At 73.4% G+C, this 11,820-nt stretch carries 11 protein-coding genes; 1 reads left to right on the forward strand and 10 read right to left on the reverse strand.

Features of this window, described 5'->3' with window-relative positions:
* Nucleotide 1: 1 nt before the first annotated feature.
* From G7072_RS13670 to G7072_RS13705, 8 genes are all read right to left on the reverse strand, one after another.
* Nucleotides 2-1,204 (reverse strand): GAF domain-containing sensor histidine kinase, encoded by a 1,203-nt coding sequence (locus G7072_RS13670; RefSeq protein ID WP_166087249.1) that lies wholly within the window; start codon nucleotides 1,202-1,204, stop codon nucleotides 2-4.
* Nucleotides 1,205-1,281: 77 nt separating this feature from the next.
* On the reverse strand, nucleotides 1,282-2,469 hold the full coding sequence (locus tag G7072_RS13675) for a histidine kinase dimerization/phospho-acceptor domain-containing protein (protein ID WP_166087252.1): 1,188 nt from the start codon (nucleotides 2,467-2,469) through the stop codon (nucleotides 1,282-1,284).
* Nucleotides 2,462-3,286 (reverse strand): response regulator transcription factor, encoded by an 825-nt coding sequence (locus G7072_RS13680; RefSeq protein ID WP_166087254.1) that lies wholly within the window; start codon nucleotides 3,284-3,286, stop codon nucleotides 2,462-2,464. The genes G7072_RS13675 and G7072_RS13680 overlap by 8 nt, the downstream gene beginning before the upstream one ends.
* On the reverse strand, nucleotides 3,213-3,761 hold the full coding sequence (locus tag G7072_RS13685) for a hypothetical protein (protein WP_166087257.1): 549 nt from the start codon (nucleotides 3,759-3,761) through the stop codon (nucleotides 3,213-3,215). Before G7072_RS13685 ends, G7072_RS13680 begins: the two co-directional genes overlap by 74 nt.
* On the reverse strand, nucleotides 3,761-5,581 hold the full coding sequence (locus tag G7072_RS13690; RefSeq protein ID WP_166087259.1) for an Ig-like domain-containing protein: 1,821 nt from the start codon (nucleotides 5,579-5,581) through the stop codon (nucleotides 3,761-3,763). The genes G7072_RS13685 and G7072_RS13690 overlap by 1 nt, the downstream gene beginning before the upstream one ends.
* A 281-nt stretch (nucleotides 5,582-5,862) precedes the next feature.
* A complete protein-coding gene (locus G7072_RS13695) occupies nucleotides 5,863-6,528 on the reverse strand; it encodes a signal peptidase I (protein WP_166087261.1) in 666 nt (221 codons plus the stop codon).
* 181 nt (nucleotides 6,529-6,709) lie between these two features.
* Nucleotides 6,710-7,267 carry a TasA family protein gene (locus tag G7072_RS13700; RefSeq protein WP_166087263.1) on the reverse strand — a complete coding sequence of 186 codons (558 nt, stop codon included), beginning with the start codon at nucleotides 7,265-7,267 and terminating at the stop codon, nucleotides 6,710-6,712.
* A gap of 161 nt (nucleotides 7,268-7,428) precedes the next feature.
* The gene (locus G7072_RS13705) at nucleotides 7,429-8,790 is read right to left on the reverse strand and encodes an MFS transporter (protein WP_206063118.1); all 1,362 of its coding nucleotides are present in this window, start codon (nucleotides 8,788-8,790) and stop codon (nucleotides 7,429-7,431) included.
* Nucleotides 8,791-8,846: 56 nt separating this feature from the next.
* On the opposite strand from G7072_RS13705, the gene G7072_RS13710 reads away from it, so the two are divergent.
* Nucleotides 8,847-9,620 carry a DeoR/GlpR family DNA-binding transcription regulator gene (locus G7072_RS13710; RefSeq protein ID WP_166087265.1) on the forward strand — a complete coding sequence of 258 codons (774 nt, stop codon included), beginning with the start codon at nucleotides 8,847-8,849 and terminating at the stop codon, nucleotides 9,618-9,620.
* Between the two features lie 20 nt (nucleotides 9,621-9,640).
* Here the strand turns inward: G7072_RS13710 and G7072_RS13715 are convergent, their stop codons facing one another.
* Nucleotides 9,641-10,867, reverse strand: a complete 1,227-nt coding sequence (locus G7072_RS13715) for an ABC transporter permease (RefSeq protein WP_166087266.1) — start codon at nucleotides 10,865-10,867, stop codon at nucleotides 9,641-9,643.
* The gene (locus G7072_RS13720) at nucleotides 10,864-11,766 is read right to left on the reverse strand and encodes an ATP-binding cassette domain-containing protein (protein WP_166087268.1); all 903 of its coding nucleotides are present in this window, start codon (nucleotides 11,764-11,766) and stop codon (nucleotides 10,864-10,866) included. Before G7072_RS13720 ends, G7072_RS13715 begins: the two co-directional genes overlap by 4 nt.
* Nucleotides 11,767-11,820 lie beyond the last annotated feature (54 nt).

The following is an 11,820-nucleotide window of genomic DNA, read 5'->3' on the forward strand; positions in this document are numbered from 1 at the left end:
GTCAGCGCGGCAGGGAGAACCAGGCGAGTGTGCCGCCACCGTCGGCGGCCTCCAGGCCGATCTCGCCGCCGTGGTTCTCCACGATCCGGCGGGCGGTGGCCAGGCCGATCCCGCTGCCGGGCGTCTCGGGGTCGACACGGGCGTAGAGGTCGAAGACCCGCCCGCGCTCCTCGACCGCCACCCCCGGTCCGTTGTCGAGGACCTCGACGCGGTGCCCCCGCCCCTCGGCGTGCGCCCGGACCTCCACGACCGGCGCCACTCCGGGCCGGCGGAACTTCAGCGCGTTGCTCAGCACGTTGAGCAGCACGGCGTAGAGCTGTTGCGGGTCGCCGCAGACGACCGGCAGCGGCCCCACCTCGACGTGGGCGCCGGCGTCCTCGACCGCCGGCCGCAGGTCGCGCAGCACGTCGGCCACGACCTCGCCCAGGTCGACCGGCACCGGTCGCAGGTCGGCCCCCAGCAGCGCGTGGGCGTGGATGTCCTCGATCATCGCGGCCATCCGCCGTCCGGCCCGCATCGCGCCCGACGCCAGGGTGCCGAGCAGGGCGTCGTCGGTGACGGCCGGCTCCTCCGAGAGCATCTCGACGTTGGCCAGCAGCGCCGTGAGCGGGGTGCGCAGGTCGTGGCTGATCTGACCCGCGAAGAGCGTCAGCTTCTCGTTGGAGCGGTGCAGCTCCTCCTGGGTGCGCGTCAGTCGCGCCAGCGACTCCTCCAGCTGCCGGCTGCGCAGTCGCAGCTCGAGCGCGTCGACGACCCGCTCGGCCAGCGACGTCAGCAGCTCGCGCTGCTCGTCGTCGAGCACGCGCGGCTCGTCGTCGAAGACGCACAGTCGGCCGATCACGACGCCCTGCGGCGTCGTCAGCCCGGCCGAGGCGTAGAACCGGACGTCGCCGATCTCGCCGGTCACGAAGGGGTTGTCGCGGAAGCGGTCGTCACGACTGGCGTCGGCGACCATCACCACCCGCGGGTCGTGCAGCACGGCGGCGCACATCGAGTCCTCCCGCGAGCACACCGACGCGTCGAAGCCGGCCGTCGCGACCTGGTGCTGCTCGGTCTCGGTGAGCAGGTTGATCGCTGCGTGCGAGACCCCGCAGACCTGCGCCGCGAGGTGCACCAGCGCCTCCAGGTCGCGGCCTGCGGGCTCGCCGAGCACGCCGTACTGCTCGATGACGGTGTCGACCCCCGTCGAATTGCGCGTGCACATGTTTCAAATCATGCCTTGTCGGACATACTCCCGGGCCGACATCGTGGAGTTCGGCGCGGCCGGTCCGGCGACCTGCCTCACACGGCCAGGCGTACGACGACCCCGCGGCGACCGTCGTGGAGGGCTGACAGCCGCCCCCCGACGGCCTGGGCCAGCTCGCCCGCCTGCGGGTCCGGCGGGGCCTCGAGGATGCCGTCCCCGTGCAGCTCCACCTCGATCTCGTGGTGCGACCCGACGGTGCGCACCCGCAGGGACACCGTGGAGGCGCCGCTCGCCAGGCTCGTCTCGAGCAGCCGTCCGACCAGGCGACGCAGCGTCACCGGGTCGACGTGGACGCGGCCCGACCCGTCGGGCTCGTGGCGCAGCCGGCAGCCGACGGCGGAGGCGGCCTCGTCCCACTGTGCCGCGACCTCCGCGACCAGCGCGTCGAGGTCGACGTCGCGGGCGGCGTCGCGCCGCTGGTCGGCCGAGCGGTCGAGCAGCACCCCGATCGCCGTCGAGAGCCGGTCGAGCTCGGCGACCGAGGCGTGCAGCTGCGCCGCGACCTCCGGCGACGTCTGCGGCCACAGTGCGAGGTCCTCGAGCTCCAGACGCAGCGCCGTCACGGGGGTCCGCAGCTCGTGGGAGGCGTGCACGGCCAGCTCGCGCTCGTGGCGACGCAGCTCCTCCAGCTGCACGGCGCTGGTGCGGATCGCGGCCCCGATCGCCTCGACCTCCGGGATCGCGGAGTGCGGGACGTCGACCACGGGCTCGCCGGTGCCGAGGCGTCGGGCGGCCGCGGCCAGCCGCTGGAAGGGGCGCGACAGCCGACGCGCCATCAGCACGCCGGTGACGACCGAGAGCGCCAGCAGGGTCAGCACGATGAGCACGAGCGGCAGCAAGGCCTCCGAGACCCGGTCCTGAACGGTGGCGGCCGAGCGCTCCAGCGACACGCTCCCGCCTCCGGGCAGCTCACGGCTCGCCGTCAGGTTCTCGGGGTCGTCCGCCGGGCCGTCGCCGGAGGAGGCGACCCGCGCCCCGTCGGCCGCGACGTAGGTGATCTGCTCGTCTCCGCTGACCATCTCGTCGAGCAGCGCCGGGGTGACCTCCTCGCCGTCGGCGACCTCCTCGCGCACCACGACGGCCGCGAGGTCGGTCGCGCGCTGGACCGTGCGCTGCTCGTCGTCGCGCACGAGCTCACCCACCTGGTAGGCGCGCGGCACCCCGAAGAGGACCAGCACCGCGAGCGTGGAGCCCACGAAGGCGGCGACCAGCCGCTCACGCATCCCGCGGGCCGACCTCGAGCCGGAAGCCGACACCGCGCACGGTCACGACCTGCGCCGGTACGTCGTTGTCGTCGAGCTTCTGGCGAAGCCGCCCGACCGTGACGTCGAGTGTCTTGGTGGAGCCGAACCAGTTCTCGTCCCAGACCTCGTCCATGAGCCGCTCGCGCGTCAGGACCGCGCCCCGCTCGGAGTCCAGCAGCGCCAGCACGTCGAACTCCTTGGAGGTCAGCACGACCTCGGTGTCACCGACCCACACGCGTCGGGCCTGCACGTCGACACGGAACGCTCCCGTGCCCGCCGTGTCGCCCACCCCGCCGGACGGGACACCCGGGGCCACCGGCGTCTCGGACGCCCCTGCACCGGACGGGGCGACCGCCGCCCCGCCGACACCGCCGGCACCGCCGGCACTGCCGGTGTCCGCGCCCCCCTCCACCTCCACGCTCGCCGCGCGGGTGAAGCGCCGCAGCAGCGCGCGGGTCCGGGCCAGCAGCTCGGCCAGGGCGAACGGCTTGGCGAGGTAGTCGTCGGCGCCCACGTCGAGCCCGACGACCCGGTCGAGCTCGCCACCCCGGGCGGTGAGGATCATGAGCGCGTCCTGGTAGCCGTCGGCGCGCATGCGTCGGCAGACCTCGAGCCCGTCGAGGTCGGGCAGGCCGAGGTCCAGCACGACGAGGTCGATGCCGCCGCGGGCGACCCGGTCGAGGCCGGCCTGGCCGGTGGCGACCCGTTCCACGACGTAGCCCTCACGCTCCAACGTCCGCTGCAGAGGCGCGGCGATCCCGTCGTCGTCCTCCACGACCAGCAGCTGCGGTGCCATCCTCCGAAGCATACGGATCCGCGGCCGCCGAGGCGCCAGCCGCGCGGGCGAGGCCGCGCGCACGCCACGGCACCACGACGGCCACCGCGAGGGCGAGCCCGACGATCAGCACCCGGCCCCCCGACCAGCCCAGCGGGACGCCACCGGGGGCTCCCACCGTGGCCGCGAGCACGTGGGCCCCCGCGACGCAGCCGGCGATGACGACCGCGAAGAGCCGCGACTCGCACATCCGTCCGGTCCACAGGCCCCACACCAGCGGCAGCGCCAGTCCGAGCGCCGTGACCGCGAGGACACCGGCCCACGGCTCACCGGCGCCCGCGGCGACGTACAGCACCAGCTGGGCGACGACGAGCGCGAGCAGCAGGACCGCGGAGGCCGGACACCCGCGACGCGCGGGCCGGATCGTGGGTCGGGCGACGGTGTCGCCGCTGCGCCGCTGGCGCGGCACTCCCCCGAGCGGACCCAGCGCCGCCATCAGAACTCCCGGTCCAGGGCTCCGGTCTCGGTGGCCGGGGCCACCGAGGCGGGGCGACCCGACAGGTCGGTCGCGGTCGCGCTCGGCGTCCACTGCATCGCCGAGGTGAGCGTCACGGTTCGCAGCCACTTGGTGACCGTGTTCCCGGCCAGCGAGCCCAGCGTCAGCGTGACCTGCGTGACCGGGACGCCGTTCACAGTGACGCTCGTCGCCGTCATGGTCGCGTTGAGCTGCGCGGTGCGGTTGCTCTTGACGTAGTCCTCGTTGAGCCGCACCGAGCCGAGCGGGACGACCGCGCCGCCGGCCGTGCGGAGCACGTCGAGCGTGTCGCCCTTGTTGCCCAGACCGAGGGGGTTGCCGTCGCGGACCCGGACGACGACGCCGAGGGCGGAGCCGTTCCAGCCGGCACTGAGGGTGCTGAGGTTGGCCTGGTCGCTGTAGGTCAGACGGATCACGTCGCCGCTGTCGAGCCGGCCGCTGATAGCACCGCCGTTGACGGTCTGCACGTCGGCACCGCGCAGCGGGCTGTTGTCGACGACGAGCCCGCTCACGACCGACGAGGTCGTCGTCCGGCTGGAGCCGTCGACCAGGACGGCGCGGAGCTGGTAGCCGCCGTCGGCGACGGTGGTCGTGCTCCAGCTGCAGGAGTACGGCGCGGTCGTGTCGGTGCAGATCTCGGTCCAGGTGCTCGAGCCCGCGGCGGCCCGCTCGATGCGGACCGAGGTGACGCCCGCGGTGGAGTTGGCGACCGCGGTGAGGTTCACCGTGCCGCTCAGGTAGGTGCCCGGGTCGTTGAGCGAGACCGAGGAGACGGTGTTGTCGACGACGCGGTTGGCGACCACGGCCGACGTGGTCGGGTTGCCGGCGACGTCGGTGACCACGGCGCGCACCGCGTAGCTGCCGTCGGCGATCCCGACGGTGTCGAAGCGGCAGGAGTACGGCGCGGTGGTGACCGTGCACAGCTCCTTCCACGTCGAGGTACCGGTCGCGGCGTACTGGAGGACGACGGAGGCGACTCCCGACTCGGCGTCGGTCGCGGTGGCACCGAAGGTGACCGTGCCGCGCAGCGGCGAGCCCGGGTCGGTCATGGTGACCGAGGGGGCGACGTTGTCCACGAGGACGTCGGAGACCAGCGCGGAGGTGGCCTTCGAGGCGCCGGAGGTGGCGACGGCCCGGAGGTCGTAGCCGACGTTGGCGAAGCCGGTGGTGTTCCAGGCGCACGTGTAGGGCGACACGAGCTGCGTGCAGTTGCTGATCGGCGTCCACTTCGTGGTGTCGGCGAGGGCGTACTCGACATCGACCTTGTACGTCAGGGTCCCGGCGCCGAAGACGGCCGCGTTCAGCGCCACCGAGCCCTTGACGACGTCCCCGGGTGAGGCCAGCGTCGCGACGAGCTTGTTGGCGACCGTCGTGGTGACCGAGGCGGAGGTGGTCGTGTAGCCGGCCCCGTCGGTCGCGACGGCGCGCAGCTCGTAGGGGCCGTCGGCCAGGGTGGTGGTGTTCCAGGAGCAGGAGTACGGCGCGGCGGTGGTCGTGCAGATCGTCGTCCAGGTGCCGTTCTCAGGCAGGTACTGCACGACGACCTGGGCGATCCCTGTCTCGCCGTCCGTGGCGTCGGCGGTGATCGTCGCGGTGTCCTTCACCGACGAGCCCGGGTTGCGCACCGACACGGTCGGCGGCGTCCAGTCGCTGGCCGCCGTGACCGTGCTGAGCGTGTTGCGGGTGGTCGAGACGTAGGTCGCGCCGGAGAACGACGGCATCCCGAGCAGCACCAGGCCGGCGGTGAGCGCCAGGACGAGGAGAGCGACGGGACGGGACATCGGGAGGACTCCTGAGGAAGGCAGACGGGGTGGAGATCGTGAGGACAACGCTACGAGCGGGCGGACCACCGCCGGGCAACGCGACTGCCACAGCCGCTCCACACCTCGGCAACACCGTCACCCCCACGCCGAGACGTCGGTTCTGAGGGCGCGAGACGCCGGTTCCGCAGGTGCGAGACGCCACTTCTGCAGGCGCGAGGCGCCAGGTCCGCAGGAGGCGGGAAGGTCGTCGCCCCGCAGGAACGGGGGTCTCTGCGGGGCGACGGGTCGAGGGGGCGGGCTCAGGCCTGGGCGGGCACGCCCTGCGGTCGCGCGGCCGGCGTGCCGCGGGTCTGGCCGGGGACGACCGGCGGGGCGCCTGCCGCGGACGGAGCGGCGACCGTGTCGCCGGAGGCGGTCTTCTCGGCGTCACGTCCGGGTCGCAGGGCCTTGCCGAGCTCGACGAGGGCCAGCAGGGCGATGACGCCGGCGGGGACGCCGACGAGCAGCATCCGGGTGTCGCGGTCGGCCAGCGCGATGAAGGCGTGGCCGACGAGCGGCACGGTGTGCTCGACCACCGGCTGGGTGGGAGCGGTGAGCTCGAAGCGCCAGGGGTCGGCGTCGGCATTGGCGTCGCCCTTGGTGCGGTAGAGCGTGCCGCCGCCCGCGGCCGGCTTGATGGCGACGATGCGGTGGGTGACGAGGGTGCCGACGCCGGAGCTGGGGGGCGGCATGTAGGTGATGACGTCGCCGCGCTCCAGCTCCGAGACGGGCACCTGCTTCTCGAAGGCCATCGAGCCCTTCTCGAAGGTGCCCGACATGGAGCCGCCGGTGATCACGTAGCGCTCGTAGCCGAGCGCGCTCGGGACCAGCCAGGCGGCGCAGACGAGGATGCTCACCACGACGGCGACGTTGACGAGGAAGCGGCCGGTGCGACGGATCGCGGTGGACGACGCGGTCGTGGCCATCGGAGCCTCCTCGGGTCGGTGGGTGCGGGGGTCGGGTCGTGCGGGTGGTGCTCCTGAGCGGCGTACGGCGGGCGGGGCGGGCGGTGCTGCCACCGCCCGGGGCGTCCCCGAGGGCTCAGGCCCCTCGGGGACGCTCCGGCTGGAGCTCAGGCGTCCTCCCCGACGTCTGAGCTCCCGGAGGTCACTGGTTCGAGACCAGCGGGGTGGTGTCCTGGGTGGAGTTCCACTGGTAGACGGCGCCGGCGGACTTGTTCTGGTCGACGTTGGTCGCACCGGAGTCCAGGGTCACCGAGAACTTGTAGGTGTGGGCCTCCTGCGGCGCCCAGGTGCCCGCGCCGAGGGCGACGGCGGTGCCGTCGACGAGGCCGCCGAAGTTGCCGCTGTAGACGGTGGCGCCGGAGCCGGTGTCGGTGATGCTCAGCGACAGGTTGCTGACGGCGGCGTTCGGGGCGGCCTTGTTGCTGAAGGCGTTCGTGGAGCTGACCTCGGTGAGCGAGAAGCTCGCCGGCAGCGAGCCGGTGTTCTTGAGCGTCACGGTGCCGTTGACGGTGTCGCCGGGCTTCATGTTGTCGAGGGTGAAGATCGCGGCGTTGTTCTTGCTGTTGGTGTGCTCGAGCGTCCCGGTGGTGACGGCGCTGATGGTGTTCCCCGTCTGCGAGCTGAAGGTCGCACCCGAGCCGACGGCGACGGCGCCGGCGGCGAGAGCAGTGGCGAGGGGGACGAGGATCTTGCGGTTCATCGGGACTCCTGAGTGAGGTGCTGCGGTGGATGGTCGAGGTTGTTTCTCGATGTCCACAACGCTAGGGATCCCGGCTCCACGGCCGTCCTACACGCGACCCTCAGGACCTCCACACTTCGGTAACAACACTCACCGCTTCAACTGTTGCCGAGGAGCGCGGCCTACCGGGGCGCCGCGCGGCCGCGCTCGACCGCCGACGTACGCCGTGCCCGGTGCGCGAGCGCCGCAGCGACCAGGCCGGCGACGAGGGGGACGACCCAGGCCACCCGCAGGTTGCTGAGGTCGGACAGGCCCCCGACGACCGGCGACGTGACGAGGAACCCGATGCGCATCAACCACCCCAGGAGCGCGATCCCGGTGCCCTCCGGCAGGCCCGGCACCCGACCGGCCGCGGCGAACGCCGCCGGCACCAGGGTCGCGCTGCCGAACCCCGACAGGGCGAGACCGGCGAGCGCGACGGGGTACGCCGGAGCGACGACCGTCGCGAGGGCGCCGACCGCGATCAGCAGCCCACCCGTCCGCGCGACCGTGTCGCGACCCCACCGGTCGGTCATGACGTCGCCGCAGAGCCGTCCGACGAACTGGGCGCCGAGCATGACGCTCACGCCCAGCCCGGCCACCGCGAGCGGCGCGTCGGTCTCGCTGCGCAGGTAGAGCACGGACCAGTTGTTCGCCATGTCCTCGACGAGGGTGCCGCAGATCGCCAGCACCACGAGAGGCGCCAGCACCGGCCACGGACTCCCCCGCCGGCCTCCACCGCCGTCCCGGCCGCCGCCGTCGCTGCCGCTGCCGTCGCCGCTGCCGTCGCCGCTGCCGTCGCTGCCGTCGCCGCTGCCGTCGCTGCCGTCGCCGCTGTCGCCCGAGGTCTCGCCCAAGGCGCCGCCGCCCGCCGCGACCGCACCGTCCGCAGGAGAGCGCGGGACCCGGGCGGCCACGGAGGCGAGGATCGCGACGACGGACCAGAGCACCCCGCCGAGGGTGGCCTGCACCACCGGCTCGACGCCGTTCGCCGCGCACCACGCGCCCACGACGCCGCCGGCGGTCGCGCCGAGGCTCCACAGGGCGTGCAGCGAGTTGATCACCGAGCGGCCGAGCCGCACCTCGACCAGGACTCCCTGGACGTTCTGGGCCGTGTCGACGACCGCGTCGATCGCGCCGGCGACGAAGAGGGCGAGAGCGAACACCGCCACCGTCGGCGCGGCTGCCGCGAGGACGAACGCCGCCGCCAGCAGCACCGATCCGCCGGCCGCCACCGGCAGGACCCCCAGGCGTCGGGTCACCCGCGCGGCGAGGGCGGCAGCCACCAGCGCACCGGCCGGGAGGGCCACCACCACGAGGCCGAACGCGCTGTTGCTCAGCGCGAGCTCCGCCTTGATCTCGGGGAACCGGGGCAGCAGCGCGGCCAGCAGGACACCGTTGGTGAAGAACAGCAGCGACACCCCGGCACGGGCGCGCCGGGGGTGGGTGAGGGCAGGGGTGCTCGGGGTGCTCGGGGTGCTCGGGGTGCTCAGGGGGGTGCTCACGGGCGTCTCTCCGGGTGCGGCCAGGACGACGCGACGCTAGGTGCTTGAATGATCACGTGCAACGATCACTTCGTCACTCCGTGATCATGAGGGCGCTGACGCCGTCGCGCCTCACCTCCGTCGAGGCCTTGGTCGAGCTCACCGGCGTCTCGGCCGTGACGATCCGTCGCGACCTCGTCGACCTCGAGTCGCACGGCCTCGTGCAGCGTCGGCGCGGCGGCGCCCTCAAGGCGCCCCAGCGCGGTGTGCGCACCCACTTCACCGCGCGCTACGACACCGGGCGGGCCGCCAAGGAGGCGTTGGCCGCTCACGTCGCGACCCTGATCGCCGACGACGACTCCGTGATCCTCGACAACGGCACGACCTGCTTCGCGGTGGCCCACGAGCTCGTGGGCCGTCCCCTGACGGTGCTGGCCCTGTCCCTGCGAGCCGCGGCGGTCCTGGCGTCCCGACCCGGGCCCAGCGTCGTCGTCCCCGGCGGGCCGGTCGAGACCGACTCGTTGGCCCTGGTCGGCTCGGCCGCTCTCGAGGCGGTCACCGAGATGCGGTCCGACGTCCTCGTGCTCGGCGCGTGCTCGGCCTCCCCGGCGCACGGGCTCACCAGCACGACGTACGACGACGCCCGGATCAAGCGGGCCGCGCTCGCCGCCGCCTCGCGGCGCGTCCTGGTGACGACCGGGGAGAAGCTGACCTCGACGTCGACGTTCCGCTTCGGGGTCGTCGGTGACGTCACGGACCTCGTCACCACCCCCGACGCCCCCGAGGAGCAGCGGCGACGCTTCGCCGACGAGGGTGTCACCGTGCACGTCGTCGAGCCGGCGGACGCCTGACGCGGCCGGCCCGGTCCCCCTCAGCCGGCGCCGAGGCGCATCGCCTCGCGCAGTCCGATGCGCCCGCCCGAGCGCAGCAGGGTGCGCTCGTAGACCTGCGAGCCGATCCGCACGAACAGGACGGCGGCCGCGACGGTGGCGAGCAGGGCGACCCCGATCTGCCACACCGGCACGTCGCCCTCGGCCATGCGCGCGGGCATGATCATCGTCGAGGCGACCGGCACCATCGAGGCGACGGTCTTCACGCCCTCGCCGGCGAAGGCGCTGACGAAGTAGGGGATGAACAGCAGCATCTGCATCGGCAGCGTGGTCGACTGCAGGTCCTCCTGCCGGCTCGACAGCGACCCGGCGACCGCCCACAACGCGGCCAGCGCCAGGAACCCCAGCACGAAGAAGACGACGTACCACGCCACGGCCGGCCCGACGCCGGCGAGCACGTCCCCGCGACCGGTGACGACCATCCCCGCGATCCCGACAGCGACCACCACCAGCAGCTGGCCGAGGGCGAGCACGGTGTTGCCGAGGATCTTGCCCCACAGCAGCGAGCGGATCGGCAGCGCTGCGGCGAGGATCTCCACCACGCGGCTCTCCTTCTCCTGCACGACGCTCTGCGCGATGGTCATGCCGTAGCCCAGCGCGGTGACGAGGAAGACGAGCGTGAAGGCGAAGGCGATGGTCGAGCGGGTGCCCGCGTCCTCCGCGTCGGGGTCGAGGGACCGCTGGTCGACGGCCGTGCCCGCGTCGAGGGCCTCGAGGTCGACGCCCTGCTCCTCGGCGTTGGCCTGCAGCGCCAGGCCGGAGACGGTCTGGGTCGTCGCGGCGGCCAGCCCCGGGTCGGCCCCGTCCTCCGAGACGAGCTCGTAGCCGTCGTCGGTCGCGAGGAGTGCGGCGTCCACGTCCCCGTCGGTCACCGCCTGCTCAGCCGCGGCGGCGTCGGACACCTCGGTGGCCGAGACGCTCGCGTCCTCGCCCGCCGCGGTGAGGGTGTCCTCGACCTGCTGCACGAGCGCGGCGTCCTGCTCACCGACCACCGCGACGTCGTACTCGTCGGGGCCGCCGCCGAAGGACCCGGCGACGAAGAAGCCCACGACGAAGGCGATCGTGATGCCGAGCCCGATGAGGAACGACTTCTCGCGCACGCGCGTGGTGATCTCACGCTCGGCGACCAGGCGCCACCAGGGCGTCTGCCTCGATGTCTGCCTCGATGTCTGCCGGGCTGACTGCTGCGAGCCGTGCGGGGCGCTCATGCGACCACCTCCCGGTAGATCTGCGACAACGGGCGTACGACGCGTGCGAACTCGGCCACCGGGCCGTAGGCCTCCTGGAGACGACCGAGGGCGTGCTCGGGGGCGAGCCCGTCGAGCTCGACGAGGACCCGGGCGCCGTCGACCTCGACGAGGCGGAGCCCGTGGGGGGCGTCGGGGGCGCCACCGGCGAGGCGCGTGCCTGCTCCGTCGCCGGCGAGCACCACGCGGTAGCGCTCCGCCTGCTCGGCCCGGAGGCCGTCGACCGGTCCGGCGGCGACGAGGCGACCGCCGGAGAGGATCACCAGGTCGTCGCAGAGGCTCTCGACCAGCTCGAGCTGGTGGCTGGAGAACAGCACCGGCACCTCGCTGCCGACCTCGTCACGCAGCAGCGAGATCATCGCGTCGACCGCGATGGGGTCGAGGCCGCTGAACGGCTCGTCGAGCACGAGCGCCGCCGGCCGGTGCATCAGCGCGCAGGCGATCTGCACCCGCTGCTGGTTGCCCAGCGACAGCTTCTCCAGCACCTCGCCGGAGCGCTCGCCGAGCCCGAGGCGCTCCAGCAGCTCGTCGGCCCGGGCCCCGGCCTCGCCGGGGCCCTGGGCGTGGAGCCGCCCGAAGTAGACGAGCTGGTCGCGGACCTTCATCTTGGGGTAGAGGCCGCGCTCCTCCGGCATGTAGCCGATGGCGCGACGCTGCTCGACGGTGATGGGCTCACCTCCCCACCGCACCGCCCCGCTGGTCGCGGCCAGGACGCCGACGACCATGCGCATCGTCGTGGTCTTGCCGGCTCCGTTGGCCCCCACGAAGCCGGTCATCCGGCCGGGGTGCACGTCGAAGGAGATGTCGTCGACGACCGTGGTGTCGCCGTACTTCCTGGTCAGCTGGTGGACGCTCAACACCCCGCCACCCTAGGCAGACGCCGGATACGCCCCCCGTCCCCGCCTGCCGGCCAG

This window comes from Nocardioides sp. HDW12B (assembly GCF_011299595.1).
Lineage (GTDB): Bacteria > Actinomycetota > Actinomycetes > Propionibacteriales > Nocardioidaceae > Marmoricola_A.

Coding starts and splice junctions, on each gene's coding strand:
- G7072_RS13675 (WP_166087252.1), bottom strand. CDS start 2,469: ATGCGTGAGCGGCTGGTCGCCGCCTTCGTGGGCTCCACGCTCGCGGTG.
- G7072_RS13685 (WP_166087257.1), bottom strand. CDS start 3,761: ATGGCGGCGCTGGGTCCGCTCGGGGGAGTGCCGCGCCAGCGGCGCAGC.
- G7072_RS13700 (WP_166087263.1), bottom strand. CDS start 7,267: ATGAACCGCAAGATCCTCGTCCCCCTCGCCACTGCTCTCGCCGCCGGC.
- G7072_RS13690 (WP_166087259.1), bottom strand. CDS start 5,581: ATGTCCCGTCCCGTCGCTCTCCTCGTCCTGGCGCTCACCGCCGGCCTG.
- G7072_RS13680 (WP_166087254.1), bottom strand. CDS start 3,286: ATGGCACCGCAGCTGCTGGTCGTGGAGGACGACGACGGGATCGCCGCG.
- G7072_RS13715 (WP_166087266.1), bottom strand. CDS start 10,867: ATGAGCGCCCCGCACGGCTCGCAGCAGTCAGCCCGGCAGACATCGAGG.
- G7072_RS13695 (WP_166087261.1), bottom strand. CDS start 6,528: ATGGCCACGACCGCGTCGTCCACCGCGATCCGTCGCACCGGCCGCTTC.
- G7072_RS13670 (WP_166087249.1), bottom strand. CDS start 1,204: ATGTGCACGCGCAATTCGACGGGGGTCGACACCGTCATCGAGCAGTAC.